Genomic DNA, 15,924 nt, shown 5'->3' with positions numbered 1-15,924 from the left:
TACGGCTTTTATTTTAGGCCGTCTGCCCAGGGTAGGGGTTTGTCGTAGGGGAAGCACACACCATACACTAAACCGGAAGCCGAGGGTGGACAGGAAACCACCCCCGGCTTTTCAGTTTTCAAGACCAATACTGCAGCACCACTGGGCCGGGGGAGAAATCCTCCGGCCTTTTTGTCTTTCGGGAAACCACGGGAGGAAGGGATGATCATCGTCATGAAAGCGGGAGCGGCAAAAAAAGACCGGGACGAGGTAATCAGGCGGATCAGCGAGCTGGGCTACAATCCCCACGTCATCCATGGCACCACGCGGGACGTGATCGGGGCCGTGGGGGACGAGCGGGGCAAGCTGGTCCTTCAGGGCATCGAGTCCATGCACGGCGTGGAGAGCGTGGTGCCGATCCTGAAGCCGTACAAGCTGGCATCAAGGGAGGTGAAGCCCGAGCCGAGCGTCGTCGCCATTACGGATTCCCTGGTCATCGGCGGACCCGAAGTCATTGTCATGGCCGGGCCCTGTTCGGTCGAGGGAGAGACCATGATCATCGAGACGGCAAAGGCGGTAAAGGCGGCCGGAGCCCAGGTGCTTCGGGGTGGAGCATTCAAGCCGCGCACCTCTCCCTACTCCTTCCAGGGACTCGAAGAGGAGGGGCTCAAGCTGCTGGCCAAGGCGCGCGAAGAGACGGGCCTCCCCATCGTGACCGAGGTGGTCAATCCCGAGACGGCTGAACTGGTGGCCGAGTACTCCGACATTCTCCAGATCGGAGCCCGCAATGCCCAGAACTTCGCCCTGCTCAAGAAGGTGGGGCAACTCCGGCGCCCGGTGCTCCTCAAACGGGGCATGTCCATGACCATCCAGGAATTCCTCATGAGCGCCGAGTATGTCATGAGCGAAGGGAACCAGTCGGTTATCCTCTGCGAGCGCGGCATCCGCACCTTCGAAACCGCCACCCGCAACACGCTGGATCTCTCGGCCATCCCGGTGTTGAAGCAGATGACCCATCTGCCTGTTATTGCCGATCCTTCACACGGCACCGGCAACTATCACTACGTGGCACCCATGGCCCTGGCCGCTGTTGCCGCCGGCGCGGACGGCCTCATGATCGAGGTGCATCCAGATCCCGAGCGAGCGTCGTCCGACGGACCCCAGTCGCTCAAGCCGAAGAAATTCGACGCGCTCATGGCGAAGCTGCGGCTCGTGGCGGAGTCCGTGGGCAGGCGACTGTAGCGACGAGCAGCCGCCTGTCCCGTGCCGGGTCGGGAAAGGGGTTGCGGGGAGGCGGGAGATTCGTTATGGTGAGCGAATATTAATCCATGGAGGGATTACATGACGCCCATTCGACTGACACTGTTTCTGACGGCCCTGCTCGCGGCCACTCACGCCTTCGCGGCTCGGCCGGCTCGGCAGGCGGCGCCGGTTGCCGAATCGGAGGCTCGGCTGGCCCTGGAGTCGATCCTCGATCTCTGGCGCGACGGCAACTACGACGCCCTCTACGAACGGACGAGCATCACCGGTGGCGGGAGTCGCGAAGCATTTGCTCGTCGCCTTGCCGGAGCCTCGCGCCGCCCGGCGTGCTGTTGGGAGAAGATGCAGGAGGTCCGGGTGACGGTGCGCGGCACTGATTCCGTCTCCGTCCGGGCCACCTTCGGCCTGGAGGGAGGACCGGGCGGCACCGACCACGTGACGCGGGCCATCCGTCTCGTTCGGGAGGACGGCGTCTGGAAGGCGTCGCGGGCTGATATCCTTGCCCTGGCAGGTGAAAAACGGGCAACGTACCGCTATGTGAAGCAGGAGGGCAACGCCGGACCGTAGCTGATCCGGGAGGAATGTCTCCCCGCCCCGCGGTTCCGGTCATGCGGCGGGGCGGGCTTCCGGGGCAGCCCTTGGTATCGGCCGGTTTGATGGTATAGTTGTTGACCATGAAACCTTACATCGCCCTTTCGGCCATTCTGGTCGCCATGCTCCTTGTCGCCTGTTCGGCACGGGGAGAAGTGCGCGTCGTCCGGCAGGAGATTGTCGTGCGGCTCGTGCCGCCGCAGCATCTCGTCGTCGGTGAAAGCACCCTGCATCTCGCACCCGGCGCTGCCGGGGAGCTCAGCCTTGCCCTCAACGGCTCTGCCCGGCTCGAAGCCGTGCGCCTGGACGGCCGCGACATCCCTTTCCGCAGGGAGGGGGGGACGCTCCGGCTGAATCTGCCCGTGGGCACCGGCGAGCGGCGGGTGACGGTTGCCTACCGTTGCATATTCAATGATCCGGCCCCGGAGCGGCCGGTGGTGACGGAGGACCCCTCCTACGGGGTGAGCGCAGTGGTTGCCGAGCGGGGGACCTATCTCGGCAGCGGCGCGGGCTGGTATCCGGAACCGACGGCGCCGCCGGGCAGCCGCATCGTCACCGTCAGAGCCCCCGAAGGCATCGAGGCCGTGACCGCCGGTCGGCGCGCGGCCAGGGCAACGGCCGGGGGCGTCACCACTTCGGTCTGGGAGGAGGAGCACCCCGCCGAGGCCCTCTCGCTGTCGGCCGGCTCCTACGTGGTCGCCGAACGGAACGTGGACGGCATCCCTCTCTACACGTATCTCTACCCCGAAAACGCGGCGCTCGCCGACCGCTATCTGGAGGCGTCCGCCGGCTATCTCCGGTTCTACGCGGAGAAATTCGGCCCCTATCCTTTTGAGAAGTTTGCCGTGGTGGAGAACTTCTTTCCCACCGGTTACGGCTTCCCGTCCTACACCCTCATCGGCGGCACGGTCATCCGGCTTCCCTTCATCGTCCATACGAGCCTCCCCCATGAGATAGCCCACTGCTGGTGGGGCAACGGCGTGCTGGTGGCCTACGACCGCGGCAACTGGTCCGAGGGGCTCGTCACCTATCTGGCGGACCACCTGCTGGAGGAGCGGAAATCGGCCCGGGATGGGCGTGACTACCGCTACCGCCTCCTGGCTGACTATGCCTCGCTGGTACCCGCCGGAGAGGATTTCCCGCTGCGGCGGTTCCTGGGACGGGTCGATCCGGCCTCCCGTGCCATCGGCTACGGCAAGGGAGCCATGCTGTTCCACATGGTCCGCCGGGAAATCGGTGACGATGTCTTTTTCGGCGCACTCAGGCAAGTGTTTCGGGAGTTCCGGTTCAAGGCGGCATCATGGGACGATTTCGCCCTGGCCTTTTCCCGCGCCTCGGGCCGCGACATGGTTTCGTTCATGAACCCGTGGCTCGAACGGGCCGGCGGCCCCCGTCTCGCCCTGGCCGAGGTGAAGCGGCGGCAGGGTGGGGACGGCTGGTTCGCGAGCGGGGTGGTCCGGCAGGAGGGTGATGCGTTTCCTGGGCGGGTGCGGGTGAGGGTGGACGCCGACGGCACGTCCCGCGACAGTCTGGTGGAGCTTAAGGGGGGGCGAACCGGCTTTACGGTCGATGTGAGCGGGCCGCCCGAGCGGGTTACGCTCGATCCCGAGGCGGATACCTTTCGCCTCCTGTCGCCGGAGGAGCTCCCGGCAACGGTGAACAGGATCAAGGGGAGCACAGCCCTGACGGTCGTCACGGCACCCGGCTGCGGTGCGGATAGGGATACCCTGGCACTTCTTCTCCGTTCCCTCGGCCAGGCGGAGGCTCCGCTGATCCGGCAGGATCAGGCCGATGCCGCGGCCCTGGCCGGTCGCGACATTCTTTTTTGCGGCGTTCCCGGGACGGCTGGTATCCGCTCGCCGCTGCCCCACGGCGTTTCAGTCTCTGCCGGCGCCTTTGCCGTGGACGGCACGACCTATGCCGGGGCCGGCGACATGCTCTTCGCGGTCGCCAACCGGCCCGATGCGCCGGGCCGGGTAACGGCATTCCTCCATTCCCTCTCCCCGGCCGCCGCCGGGGCGGCAGCCCTCAAGATCACCCATTACGGGCGCTTCGGGGTGCTCGTCTTTTCGGGCGGAGACAACCGGGTGAAGGAAACTCCCCCGGCGCTCAGCGAAACCAGCGTGGTAACGTTTGACCGGCAGGTTGACAGATAGGATGGCGCGACGTCATTCGGGAGGAAGCATGAAGCGATTGGGAACATTCGCCGGGATTGCACTGGTGCTGGTCCTCACTGCGGTGGTGGCACGCACCTGCTTCAGCCATGATCTGATCGTGCGGCTCACGGATCGCAGGGAAATCGGCTTCGAGGAGATGATGCGGGATTTGAAGAGGGTCAAGGTGATCTATGTGGGGGAGACTCACGACAATCCCTATCACCATGACCTTCAGCTCAGGATTGTCCGTGAGCTCCATCGGGCCGGCGTGCCGCTGGCCATTGCCATGGAGATGTTCACGTACGAAAGCCAGGAGGAGCTGGACCGCTGGGTGGCAGGGAAAACCGATCCGGCGTCATTTCAGCAGATCTACCTGAAAAACTGGAACTTCCCCTGGGCTCTGTACGGCGACATCCTGCTGTTTGCCCGGGACAGGCGCATTCCTCTCGTGGGCCTCAATGTCCCCCGGGAGGTAACCCGCAAGGTTGCCCGCCAGGGGTTCGAGTCCCTGTCGCGCGAGGAGCGCCGCAAGCTCCCCCCCAGTATCACCTGTGACGTTGATGACGCGTACATGGCCATGATCCGGCGTTCCTACTCGGACCACGATACCAACGCCAAGACTTTCAAGAACTTCTGCGAGGCCCAGATGCTCTGGAACAAGTCAATGGCCTATCACCTGGTCGAGTATCTGAAAAACAATCCCGGCCGGACCGTTGTGGTCATCACCGGCAGCGGCCATGCCGTGCGAGGGGGGATGCCGGTCCAGGCCGACCGGGAAAAGCCCGGTCTCGCCAGCAGGGTGGTTCTTCCCGATCCGGTGGTTCAGAACGGGTCGATCTCCGTGGAGGACGCCGACTACCTCTGGTTGTCGCACTGATGCCGGCTCACGTCATGGCCGGCAGGGAGATGAAGAAGGTGCTTCCTTTGCCCGGCGAGCTCTCCACCCAGCTCCGGCCGCCGTGGGTGGCCACGATTTCCCGCACGAGGGTCAGGCCCAGGCCTGCCCCGCCCACCTTGCGCCGGTCGCTGTTGTCGACCCGGAAGAAGCGCTCGAAGATCTTTTCCTGGAATTCGGGAGAGATTCCTATCCCTTGGTCCCTGACCCAGAGCGTTACGATGTCGGCGGCGGCGCTGGCGCCGATGGTCACGTCGCCCCCGTCGGGGGAGTACTTGATGGCGTTGGACACCAGGTTGGAAATGGCCTGGTAGAGTTGCTCCTCGTTCCCCCGCACCGGCGGCAGGTCGGGAGGGCATTCGACTACAATCCGGTGCTTCTTGGAGGCGGCGGCGTAGAGCGAGACGACATCCGCCACCAGCAGCCCGACGGCAACAGGTGTTATCCGGAACTTGACCATGCTCGCCTTGAGCCGCTGGAGCTGCAGGAAGTTGGTGATGAGCTCGTTAAGCCGTTCGGTCTCACGGTAGATGGTCTTCAGGTAATTTTTCTGCAGGTCCCGGTCCACCTCGTTCTCCAGCAGAAACTCCGTAAAGCCCATCATGGCGGTGAGGGGTGTGTGCATCTCGTGGCTGACTGCCGAGATCATTTCGTCCTTCATCCGCTCCATCTCTTTGCGCTCGGTGATGTCGATGGCGATCTCCATCCGGACCATGCGTCCGTCGGTCCAGCGGATGGCCTTGTCGATGCATTGGTACCAGCGGCTGCTGATGCTGTTCTGGTACTCCCAGATGTAGGGGGGGAGCGCTTTGCCGTCCATGATCAGTTTGTCGTTGGTGCAGAAGTCGCAGGGGGTGGACCTGCCGCCGTGGAGCACATCGTGGCAGGTCCGGCCTTCCCATGCTTCTCCGAAGAGCTGGGCGCCGAACTTGTTCAGGTAGAGCAACTCGAAGGAGTTCATGTCGACGACATAGACCAGAGCGTTGAGAGAGTCGAAGATGGTACTGATCTGGTTGAACTGGGCGCGCATTGCCTCTTCGGCCTGGCGCCGGCGCCGGCGTTCGTCCGCCTCGCGCAGTTCCCGCTCGATGGCCGGGACGAGGCGGGAAAGGTTGCCCTTCATGAGGTAGTCGTGGGCGCCCGCTTTCATGGCGGCAACGGCCAGATCCTCGCCGATCTTGCCCGATACGATGATGAACGGAACGTCCAGGCCCCGTTCCTTGACGATGTTCAGGGCGGGGAGCGCCCCGAACTGGGGCATGTTGTAATCCGAAACGATGACGTCCCACTCCCCGGCGTCAAGGGCTCGGCGAAGCCCTGCGGCACTGTCGGCGCGCTCGTAGGCGGGATCGATTCCCCCGCGGCGCACTTCGCGCAACAGCAGAAGGAGATCGTCCTCGGAATCTTCCAGAATCAGCATGCGAATTGGTGTCGGTGTGGTCATGGAGTCCTCGTTGACCCTCTCGTGGCGGTCAGCGGTGAATTATACCGGCTTTACGGGCGACGTCGCGGTTATCCCTGAGCCGTTCGTATCGGGCGCGGTCCCCGATGGCCGGCAGGGAGAAATCGCCCGGAATGGTCCACGCGTTTTTCAGGTAGAACCAGGGCGCAAAACTGGAGACGGCCGTGCCCGCGGTAGTCTCGAGCCGCTCCTGTGTCGTTATGTTGTGGATGGCGAGCCCCCTGGCATCGGCCACCACCGTATGGCTGCCGCTGAAAGGGAGGGCTCCGGCGTCGGTGAAATCCCAGCTCACCACCCGGCGCTGGGCGCCGTCGGCAGCGCCGTGGCACGAGTCGCACGGCCTGGGCGGGCCGTACTTGTGAGAGACCTTGTCCATCTGGATCCAGAGGAGCGCCTTGTTGTTTTCCGGCAGGCCACCCACGAGGCCCACGTAGCCGTAGGCATCGTCGGTCCGCTCCAGATCGGGCAGCGTGGCGGGCCAGCGCCAGTGGAGGCCGGGTTTGAGGCCGGCGTCCTTCACATTCATCACGGCCATGGGGTAAGGCTTTACCGGAATCCACCGCCCTTTCTGGTCGCGGATCAGGATCGGATCGTCCATGATCCCATAGTATTCCTTGTACTTGAAGAACGGCGTGCCGATTCCCCCCAGGATTCCCGGCCCCCAGTAGGTCCCCTGGTAGCCGCCCACATTCCGCACGTGGCAGGTCTCGCAGGTAAGGGTGCGATGAACGGATGTCCCGTGACTGGTCACGATGGCCCCGTGGCACCGGTCGCAGGTTGCCTGGCGCTTCACCATGGCGTGGGTCAGTCCTTTGCCGTCGCGGCTCGACTCGTGGCAGTCGAGGCAGGCGACCTTTGCCTGCAGATGAACATCAGGGGTCGCCCCCTCCGGGTTGGCATAGACGCCGCCGAAATATCCCGCCCCGCGCCGCCGTTCCTCGGGCCCCGCGTGGCAGGTCTGCCCCCTGCCTCCGCCGTAGCAGCTTTCGGGCGTGGGAGTTCTGCGGAAGCCGTGCATTCCCTTTTTCGGGTCGGCGGGGTCCGCTGGTTGAGGGTCGTAGTGGCAGTCGAGACATCCCACGTGGCAGGTATTGCACTGGCGCTGGTTGAGTGCGTTGGTGGCCCGGTCGAAGGGGGCCGCCGTATTTGCGGCGATGGCTTCATGGTTGTCGCCGAACCAGGCTCCGCAGTTGTGGGGGCCCCGCTCCCGGTCCGTCCAGGTGCGGTAGGCGCTTTGTTTGCCGTTACGGGCCATGGTGCTCCTGGTGAACTCGGCAAACTGCCGCGCGTGGCAGACTCCGCAACTCTTCTCCATGCGCCCGAAGTCCTGGGACAAGGTGTCGATGCGCTTGTCCTGCCACAGGATGATGCTCACGCTCTGGTCCGGCTCGGCGCTTCCGGCCTTGTCGGTCATGAGCTTGATCCGCTCCATGGGGTTGCTGCCCAGGGAAAGGGGGTGCTTTCGCTCGACCGTCTCTCCGGTGAGCCCCTTTTTTCGCACAGCCACGAGCCGTCCCATGCCTGCGTGGGCCTTGTCTTTTTCTTTGGCATCGGGGCTCCCGCCGTGGCAGATGTGGCAGTCGGCCGGCATGCCGGTCTGGGCCCGGACCTCTTGAGGGGTGACGGTGAAGTGGGGATAGCCCAGTTCCTTCATGGTCGAGGCGTTGCCGTGGCAGCCGACGCATCCCGACCCGGCGGCGGGAGGCGTGGCAGCAGTAGCCGTTCCACCGGCTGAAGCGACCACGAGAGCGGCCAGCGCGATATTCCCCACCAATAGTCTAAGCATCTGCTAACCTCCACCCATGCCGCACAAAACTGTAGACCGGCCGCAGGTATCACCATTCTATCTTTACTACTCCCTGCGGTCAACGTCACGGCCGCAGGGTTTCGTTCTCCGGTACCAATGCTTGACTTTTCGACGGTTTGTGAGTAGCGTTAGACGTTTTCCCGCTGCGGCGGGGCGCGCATACCCGAACGTGGAGGAACCCATGGATTACAAGAGCACCCTCAACCTGCCGGTCACCGATTTCCCCATGAAGGCCAACCTTCCCCAGCGGGAGCCGGAGATCCTCGCCGCGTGGCAGCGGGGCGACCTGTACGGCACGATCGCCGAAGCGGGCAAGGGCAAGCCGCGGTACGTCCTCCACGACGGGCCTCCCTACGCCAATGGCCATATCCACATCGGCCACGCCCTCAACAAGATCCTCAAGGATATCATCCTCAAGAGTAAACGGATGCAGGGGTTCGACGCTCCCTATGTACCGGGCTGGGACTGCCACGGCCTGCCCATCGAGCTCCAGGTGGAGAAGAACCTGGGGTCGAAAAAGCACGAGACCACCAAGCTCCAGATGCGCAAGCAATGCCGGGAGTATGCCGAAAAGTTCGTACATGTCCAGCGGGCGGAATTCGAGCGGCTCGGGGTCCTGGGCGACTGGGATCGTCCCTACCTCACCATGAGTTACGATTACGAGGGGATCACTGCCCGGGAACTGGCCCGCTTTGCCGAGAACGGCGGCCTCTACAAGGGGAAAAAGCCGGTCCACTGGTGCTCCTCCTGCGTCACGGCCCTGGCGGAGGCCGAGGTGGAGTATGCCGACAAGACTTCCCCCTCCATCTACGTGAAGTTTCTGCTCCAGGACGATATCAGCACCGCCGTGCCGGCCCTGGCCGGGAAGAGGGTGTCGCTGGTCATCTGGACCACCACACCCTGGACCATTCCCGCCAACCTGGCCGTTGCCCTTCATCCGGAGTTGGAATACGTGGCCCTGGAGACCGGCGGCGAAGTGCTCGTGGTGGCCGAAGGGCTGAAGGACGCCTTTATGGCCGCCACCGGCGTGCAAGGGGACGTGATCGCCGCCTTCCGGGCGGATATCCTGTACCGGAAGCGGTGCAAGCACCCCTTCTACGACCGGGATTCCATCATCCTGCTGGGTGAGCACGTGACCCTGGACGCGGGTACCGGCTGCGTCCATACCGCGCCCGGCCACGGCCAGGAAGACTATGAACTGGCCCTGGTGGAGGGGCTCGATATCTATAACCCGGTTGACAACCGGGGCCGCTATATCCAGAGCCTGGAATTCTTCGGCGGCATGTTCGTGTTTGACGCCAATGCCGCAGTCATGGAGAAGCTCCGGGAAGTGGGCGCGCTGGTGGGCCAGGGAAGCGTGGAACACTCCTACCCCCACTGCTGGCGGTGCAAGAAGCCGATCATCTTCCGGGCCACGGAGCAGTGGTTCATCTCCATGGAGAAGAACGACCTGCGGCAGAAGGCCCTCACGGAGATCGACCGGGTATCCTGGGTGCCCAAGTGGGGGCGGGAGCGGATTCACGGCATGATCGAGAACCGTCCCGACTGGTGCATCTCCCGCCAGCGTTCCTGGGGTGTTCCCATCACCGCCTTCTACTGCACCGAGTGCGGCGAGATCCTGGCCGACGGCAAGACCATGCATCACGTGGCCGATCTCTTCATGGAGGGAGGGGCCGACCTCTGGTATGAGAAAGAGGCCGCCGAGCTTCTCCCGCCGGGGACCGTCTGCCCCCAGTGCGGCAAGAGCGCTTTCGAAAAGGAGATGGACATTCTGGATGTCTGGTTCGACTCCGGCGTTTCCCACGCCGCGGTTCTGGAAAACCGCCCCGAACTGGGCTCACCGGCCAACATGTATCTGGAGGGGAGCGATCAGCACCGGGGCTGGTTCCATTCGTCGCTTCTGGCTTCCGTCGGCACCCGCGGGGTTGCGCCGTACCGTGAGGTGCTCACCCACGGCTTCGTGGTGGACGGCTCCGGCCGGAAGATGAGCAAGTCGGTGGGGAACGTGGTGGCCCCGGAGGAAGTGATCAAGAAATACGGCGCCGAGATCCTCCGTCTCTGGGTGGCCGCCCAGGACTACCGGGACGACGTCAGGATTTCACAGGAGATCCTGACCCGCCTGGCCGAGGCCTACCGCCGGATCCGCAATACCTGCCGCTACCTGCTGGGGAACCTGAATGACTTCGATCCGGATGTCGATATGGTCCCCTACGACCGGATGACCGAACTGGACCGGTGGGCCCTGCACCAGCTTGAGGTGCTGAAGGAAAAGGTCGCCGCCGCCTACAACGAGTACGAGTTCCACATTCTCTACCACGCGGTGAACGGCTTCTGCACCGTGGAGATGAGCGCCTTCTATCTGGACATCATCAAGGAGCGCTACACGAGCAGGAAGGATGCCCCGGAGCGCCGCAGCGCCCAGAGCGTCATGTACCTGGTGCTCGAATCCCTGGTCACGCTCATGGCCCCGGTTCTCTCCTTTACGGCCGACGAGGTGTGGGGGTACATGCCGAAGCGGTCCGAATCCAGCGTCCACCTGGCAACTTTCCCCGAGTTCCGCCCCGAGTGGAAGGATGAGTCCCTGGTGGAGCGGTGGGCCCGGATCATGGCAGTGCGGGGCGATGTCTCCAAGGCCCTGGAGCAGGCCCGGGTGCAGAAGACCATCGGTCACTCACTGGACGCAGCGGTGACGCTGGCGGCCGAGCCCGGGCTGCTGTCGTTCCTGCAGGAGTACGCCGGTGAACTGGCCACGATTTTCATCGTTTCACGGGTGGATCTGGTGGAGGAAGGGGCCGGCGACTACCCGGAGGCGGAAGGGGTAAGCGGGCTCAGGATCGGGGTCAGTGCCGCACCCGGTGAAAAGTGTGAGCGCTGCTGGCACTACGACGAGAAGATCGGCGGCGACAGTGAGCACCCGACCCTGTGCCCGAAGTGCGCAGCGGCGGTTAAGTAGACTGTATGAAGCCGACCTATCGCATCTCCAGTGCTGTGGTGCTGGGCTCCCTCGTTCTCGACCAGGCGACGAAGGTCCTCGTCGACCGCACCATGGATCTTTACCAGTCGATTCCTGTGATCGACGGATTGTTCAGCATCACCTACCTGCGGAATCGGGGGGCCGCGTTCAGCTTTCTGGCGGATTTTCCCTACCGGCTCCCCTTCTTCATCCTGGTGTCGGTGGTGGCCCTGGCGGTGATAGCTGTTACCTTCCGCAAGCTTCGGGACGACCAGCACCTGGCGGCCGCCGCGCTCGCGCTCATCTTCTCGGGCGCCCTCGGCAACCTCATCGACCGGGTCAGGCTCGGCGAGGTGATCGATTTTCTGGACGTCTACTGGAAGACGTATCACTGGCCCGCATTCAATGTGGCCGATTCGGCCATCTGCGTGGGGGTGGCGCTCCTTGCCATCGACATGATCCGGGAGGAGCGGCGCACGACCCCCTGAGGCTCAGAACCGGTGCGACAGTGCCAGATGGAACACCACGTCCGGCGCCGTCTTGACGCTTGCGTCCTCCACTACCCCGATATCCAGGGCCGTCCGGTCCGAGAAGGCGATGGTGCCGCCGCTGGTAATGGTGATGGTGTCGGTTCTCAGCTCCCGGAGGCCGGATGCGCGGTAGAAGGCGGAGTGCCAATCCCCCTGGACCTTCAGGGCGATCCAGGAAGCGGGGCTCCAGCCGAAGCCGAGGGTGCCGAATCCCGCCGCGTTCCGCTGCTGGTCGGCCAGGACGTCCCCATCACCCAGTATCATCCCCCCGCCGGCACCGAAAAAGGTCAGGTGCCCCCATTCCCCCACCGGCAGGTCAGTGCTGCCCGTGAGCCAGAGGGCGAAGTCGGTCCCGCCGCTTCCCCTCAGCCTGCTGCTCTCCCCCGTGGGAAGCTTGAGCGATCCGCGCAGGGCCAGCGACGTCCGCGATGCCCCCGTCCCCTCATGAAGCCGTACCGCCGCATTGAGTCTGATGTCGCCGATGCCGAAGCCGCCGTCGTCGTAGTGGAGCCGTTCTGTTCCATCGCGATGATAGCTGAAGAGCAGCTCGTCCTGCGGATACTTGTCCCGGTCACCGTTGTTGAAGTCGAACACCTTGTGGAACCCTTCCACAAAGCTGTCCAGAGCCCCGCCTGACGTGCCGATGAAGGGAACCTGGACGCCCGCCTCGAACCAGGGGGTCACGCCGTAGCGAAGGTCCAGCGCCACGCGATAGGTCTCGCCATCCAGGTGGACCGATTCGTTGACAGTGCTGTCGATGGCGAAGTTGTTGGCGGCGTCGGCAATCAGCGCTACCTCCGTCTCACCCGGTGCGAGAAGCCGGGCGCTCCCGGCCGCGGGGGCGGGATGGATGAGCGCCAGGGGGCTCATGTTGATGGTTCTGAATGGGACGATATCCGCCGCGTGGGCCGTGGCGCCGAGGGCTGAGGTGAGGGCGGCGGCTCCTGCCAGAATGCCGATACATACGGCCAGGGAGTGCTGAAACGTGAGTTTTTTGCTCATGGCTCCTGTTCATCCTCCTTTACCATAATCTTCTTGAACTGTTCGACGCCTCTGCGCTAAGGTGACACGTTACGGGTTCAATATCTTCAAATCAGGGAATTTGGTGGCGTTCAATGACAGTCGGCAGGCAGAATCCCGGTCCCCGGAACATAAACCGTCGACGGGGCAAAAGTCCATTGAAAATTGTTGCTATAACATCGATATGTCTTGCGGTGGCGGCCCTGCTCGCGCTGGCGGGATATCTGTTCTACCTCATGGCGACCCTCCCGAAAGTGGACCGGTTGGCCGATTACAAGCCGCCCATCGTTTCCCAGGTTTTCGGCGACGACGGGAGCCTGGTGGGAGAGTTCTATCTGGAACGGCGGACGGTGGTTGCGGTTGATAAGCTGCCTCGACGGCTCGTCCAGGCCTTTGTCGCGGCCGAGGATTCCAACTTTTACCAGCACAAGGGTCTGGACTACGTGGGCATTGTCCGGGCCGCGGTGAAAAACCTTATTTCCCTGCGCAAAAAGGAGGGGGCATCGACCATTACCCAGCAAGTGGCCAAGTCAATGCTCCTTACTCCCGAGAAGAGCTACACCCGTAAACTCAAGGAGGCGATTCTCGCCAAACGGATGGAGGAGCGGCTTTCCAAGGACGATATCCTCTATATATATCTGAACCAGATTTATCTGGGCGCCGGTTCGTACGGCGTTCAGGTGGCGGCGGAGACCTACTTCGGCAAGAACGTCGAGCAACTGAACCTGGCCGAAATGGCAATGCTCGCAGGCTTGCCCAAGGCCCCCAACGCCTATTCTCCCATCAAGCATCTTGACCGGGCGCGGGAACGCCAGGCCTATGTCCTTGAACGGATGGTAAAGGAAGGGTACATCACCCAGGCCGAGGCGGATCACGCCCGGGCCACTCCCATCGTCGTCCAGTCCATGAAGAAGGTCAACAGCGAGCAGTCCGCCTATTTTCTGGAGCATATCCGGATCGCCCTGGAAGAGCGCTACGGTGAGGAGCAGCTTTACAAGGAAGGGCTGCGGATTTACACCACCATGAACGCCGAGATGCAGAAGGCGGCTTATGAGGCGGTGGTGAACGGTCTCAAAAACGTGGACAAGCGGCAGGGATTCCGTGGCGCAACGGCCTATCTGGTCGAGGCCGCGGTGGCTGCAGTCTGCGATAAGGTGGAAGACGGCATCGATACTGTTTCTCTCAAGCAGGGAGCCACCTATCAGGGGGTGGTCACCGCCGTGGACCCCGTCCGGGGGGACGTGACCGTGCGGGTCGGTGACCGCACCGGCACTCTCTCGCGCAAGAATATGGCCTGGGCCGGCAAGGTGCAGTTGGTGAACGCCTGGGGCAAGCAGGAGGTGAAGGGCAAATTCCTGTCGCTCGGCAGCGTGATCCTCGTATCGGTCGTTGCCCCCGACGCGGACAAAAAAGGCGCTGTATTCGCCCTTGATCAGGAACCCGAGGCCCAGGCGGCAGTGGTGGCGCTGGATCCCCTTTCCGGCGCGGTCAAGGCAATGATCGGGGGGTACGACTTCCGCAAAAGCCAGTTCAACAGGGCATTGCAGGCAAAGCGTAATCCCGGCTCCGCCTTCAAGCCGGTCATCTATGCCGCTGCCCTGGACAAAGGGATCACCCCCGCCACCATCTTCGATGACTCGCCGGTGGAGTACGAAAGCGGCAAGGAAAAGGCCTGGAAACCCAAAAACTACGACAATATCTACCGGGGCAACGTGACCATGCGGGAGGCCCTCACCAACTCCATCAACGTGGTGAGCGTCAAGATTCTGGAGCAGATCGGCGTGGGCTATGCCATTGAGTACGCCAAGAAGCTGGGCATAACGTCTCCTCTTTCGGCCAACCTGACCCTGGCACTGGGCTCTTCCAGCCTTACCCCTCTGGAGCTGACCTCCGCCTACGCTGTGTTCGCTTCGGGCGGGTATCGGACCACCCCCTACTTCGTCACCAAGGTGGAGGATGCGGAAGGACGGACTCTTGAGGAAACAGCGCCGCCGGTCATCCCCAGGTTCTCCGTCATGACGTCGGCCGAGTCGTCTCCCCTCGATGTGCCGCCCGTTCCCCCGGTCACGACCGGGGACTCGGCGTCAACGGCGGTGCCGGTGATTGCGCCTGAAACCGCCTACATCATGACCAATCTCATGGAAAGCGTTGTCCAGAGCGGTACCGGTCAGCGGGCCAGGGCAGTCGGCCGCCCCGTGGCCGGCAAGACCGGTACCACCAACGATATGAAAGATGCATGGTTCGTGGGGTACATCCCCCAGCTGGTGACCGGGGTCTGGGTTGGTTACGACCAAGAGCGCTCCCTTGGGGCCGGCGGATCGGGCGGACAGGCTGCGGCTCCCATCTGGACCGAATTCATGCGGCGGGCGGTGGCCGGAATTCCTTCCCGCGACTTCGAGATGCCTCCCAACGTTACCTTTGCCACCATCAATCCCCGCACCGGTCGGCTGGCCCGGGAGGGAAGCGATGGCGCCGTGCAGGAGTGCTTCATTGCGGGCACCGAGCCGACCGCTTACGATGGTGAATCCCCCGAAGGTGGCTTGCCATAAATGCAAGTGATATCAGTATGTTAATATATGGGGTTCGCGCCAGTGCTGGAGTTGCGGACGCCATGTGTCCAAAAAACCTGATACGGTAAGGGTTTCCGTCGATAAAAAAATGAAGTTGACGAAAATAAATCCCTTGCAAAGTGGAAATTTCTGTCTATAGTATCTGCCAGAATTACCAACAAAGGAGGGTTGACCATGACCAAAGCTGAACTTGTGGATGCCGTAGCGAAATCTGCCAACCTGACCAAGGCGGCCGCGGACAAGGCCGTTGGCGCCGTTATCAGCGCCGTCAGCGACGCCCTTAAGAAGGGTGACAAAGTGACCCTGGTCGGTTTCGGCAGCTTCGAGGTGTCCACCCGCAAGGCGCGCACCGGACGTAACCCCCAGACCGGCAAGGAGATCAAGATCGCTGCCGCCAAGGTTCCCAAGTTCCGTCCGGGCAAGGCCCTCAAGGACGCGGTTGCCGGCAAGAAGAAGTAGCGGCGGCACACCGTCACTCCAGACGGTACGGGTTCTCCCTTCACAAAGGATGAAAAAGCCCCCTAATTGCGGGGCTTTTTCATTTTGAACGGGTCCGTAACGAGTGGTTCGGACGCGTGCGCCGGTCGTCACGCCATTTTCGACCGGACCTCAATCGCGCCATCTTTCTTGCGCCCCTCTTTTCCCTTCCCCCCCTTGCCAGGGCGGCGCTTCCCGGTTACAGTCTCCTTCGGAGGGAGACA

The 15,924-nt window shown here is 63.1% G+C and carries 11 protein-coding genes; 8 read left to right on the top strand and 3 right to left on the bottom strand.

The features are described from left to right. Positions 1–201: 201 nt before the first annotated feature. The 4 genes from aroF (at position 202) to AABA48_RS12985 (ending at position 4,863) form a co-directional block, all read left to right on the top strand. The gene (gene aroF / locus AABA48_RS13000; RefSeq protein ID WP_286350800.1) at positions 202–1,221 is read left to right on the top strand and encodes a 3-deoxy-7-phosphoheptulonate synthase; all 1,020 of its coding nucleotides are present in this window, start codon (positions 202–204) and stop codon (positions 1,219–1,221) included. Between the two features lie 99 nt (positions 1,222–1,320). Next, positions 1,321–1,806, top strand: a complete 486-nt coding sequence (locus tag AABA48_RS12995; protein WP_338270602.1) for a hypothetical protein — start codon at positions 1,321–1,323, stop codon at positions 1,804–1,806. A gap of 107 nt (positions 1,807–1,913) precedes the next feature. Then, complete coding sequence (locus AABA48_RS12990) at positions 1,914–3,986, top strand: M1 family metallopeptidase (protein WP_338270600.1); 2,073 nt, start codon at positions 1,914–1,916, stop codon at positions 3,984–3,986. Between the two features lie 28 nt (positions 3,987–4,014). Next, on the top strand, positions 4,015–4,863 hold the full coding sequence (locus AABA48_RS12985; protein WP_286350797.1) for a ChaN family lipoprotein: 849 nt from the start codon (positions 4,015–4,017) through the stop codon (positions 4,861–4,863). A gap of 7 nt (positions 4,864–4,870) precedes the next feature. Here the strand turns inward: AABA48_RS12985 and AABA48_RS12980 are convergent, their stop codons facing one another. Both AABA48_RS12980 and AABA48_RS12975 read right to left on the bottom strand, forming a co-directional pair. Next, positions 4,871–6,325, bottom strand: a complete 1,455-nt coding sequence (locus AABA48_RS12980) for a hybrid sensor histidine kinase/response regulator (protein WP_286350796.1) — start codon at positions 6,323–6,325, stop codon at positions 4,871–4,873. Between the two features lie 28 nt (positions 6,326–6,353). Next, complete coding sequence (locus AABA48_RS12975; RefSeq protein WP_286350795.1) at positions 6,354–8,129, bottom strand: cytochrome c3 family protein; 1,776 nt, start codon at positions 8,127–8,129, stop codon at positions 6,354–6,356. A 202-nt stretch (positions 8,130–8,331) separates the two neighbouring features. Between AABA48_RS12975 and ileS the strand changes: the two genes are divergently transcribed. Beyond that, positions 8,332–11,103, top strand: coding sequence for an isoleucine--tRNA ligase (gene ileS, locus AABA48_RS12970; protein WP_286350794.1), 2,772 nt, complete (start codon positions 8,332–8,334; stop codon positions 11,101–11,103). Positions 11,104–11,108: 5 nt separating this feature from the next. Then, positions 11,109–11,591 carry a signal peptidase II gene (lspA, locus tag AABA48_RS12965; protein WP_286350793.1) on the top strand — a complete coding sequence of 161 codons (483 nt, stop codon included), beginning with the start codon at positions 11,109–11,111 and terminating at the stop codon, positions 11,589–11,591. 3 nt (positions 11,592–11,594) lie between these two features. On the opposite strand, the gene AABA48_RS12960 is transcribed toward lspA, so the two are convergent. After that, a complete protein-coding gene (locus AABA48_RS12960; protein ID WP_286350792.1) occupies positions 11,595–12,635 on the bottom strand; it encodes a DUF3187 family protein in 1,041 nt (346 codons plus the stop codon). A 113-nt stretch (positions 12,636–12,748) separates the two neighbouring features. Between AABA48_RS12960 and AABA48_RS12955 the strand changes: the two genes are divergently transcribed. Together AABA48_RS12955 and AABA48_RS12950 are read left to right on the top strand one after the other, a co-directional pair. Further along, complete coding sequence (locus tag AABA48_RS12955; RefSeq protein WP_286350791.1) at positions 12,749–15,202, top strand: penicillin-binding protein 1A; 2,454 nt, start codon at positions 12,749–12,751, stop codon at positions 15,200–15,202. Positions 15,203–15,397: 195 nt separating this feature from the next. Further along, the gene (locus AABA48_RS12950) at positions 15,398–15,682 is read left to right on the top strand and encodes an HU family DNA-binding protein (RefSeq protein WP_010943754.1); all 285 of its coding nucleotides are present in this window, start codon (positions 15,398–15,400) and stop codon (positions 15,680–15,682) included. Positions 15,683–15,924 lie beyond the last annotated feature (242 nt).

This window comes from Geobacter sp. 60473, assembly GCF_036323535.1.
Lineage (GTDB): Bacteria > Desulfobacterota > Desulfuromonadia > Geobacterales > Geobacteraceae > Geobacter > Geobacter sulfurreducens.
This window is presented reverse-complemented; position numbering and strand designations above follow the sequence as displayed.

What these genes read in the sequence shown, in the direction of transcription:
- aroF (WP_286350800.1), top strand. Translation starts at nt 202, where the DNA reads ATGATCATCGTCATGAAAGCGGGAGCGGCAAAAAAAGACCGGGACGAG.
- AABA48_RS12995 (WP_338270602.1), top strand. Translation starts at nt 1,321, where the DNA reads ATGACGCCCATTCGACTGACACTGTTTCTGACGGCCCTGCTCGCGGCC.
- AABA48_RS12990 (WP_338270600.1), top strand. Translation starts at nt 1,914, where the DNA reads ATGAAACCTTACATCGCCCTTTCGGCCATTCTGGTCGCCATGCTCCTT.
- AABA48_RS12985 (WP_286350797.1), top strand. Translation starts at nt 4,015, where the DNA reads ATGAAGCGATTGGGAACATTCGCCGGGATTGCACTGGTGCTGGTCCTC.
- AABA48_RS12980 (WP_286350796.1), bottom strand. Translation starts at nt 6,325, where the DNA reads ATGACCACACCGACACCAATTCGCATGCTGATTCTGGAAGATTCCGAG.
- AABA48_RS12975 (WP_286350795.1), bottom strand. Translation starts at nt 8,129, where the DNA reads ATGCTTAGACTATTGGTGGGGAATATCGCGCTGGCCGCTCTCGTGGTC.
- ileS (WP_286350794.1), top strand. Translation starts at nt 8,332, where the DNA reads ATGGATTACAAGAGCACCCTCAACCTGCCGGTCACCGATTTCCCCATG.
- lspA (WP_286350793.1), top strand. Translation starts at nt 11,109, where the DNA reads ATGAAGCCGACCTATCGCATCTCCAGTGCTGTGGTGCTGGGCTCCCTC.
- AABA48_RS12960 (WP_286350792.1), bottom strand. Translation starts at nt 12,635, where the DNA reads ATGAGCAAAAAACTCACGTTTCAGCACTCCCTGGCCGTATGTATCGGC.
- AABA48_RS12955 (WP_286350791.1), top strand. Translation starts at nt 12,749, where the DNA reads ATGACAGTCGGCAGGCAGAATCCCGGTCCCCGGAACATAAACCGTCGA.
- AABA48_RS12950 (WP_010943754.1), top strand. Translation starts at nt 15,398, where the DNA reads ATGACCAAAGCTGAACTTGTGGATGCCGTAGCGAAATCTGCCAACCTG.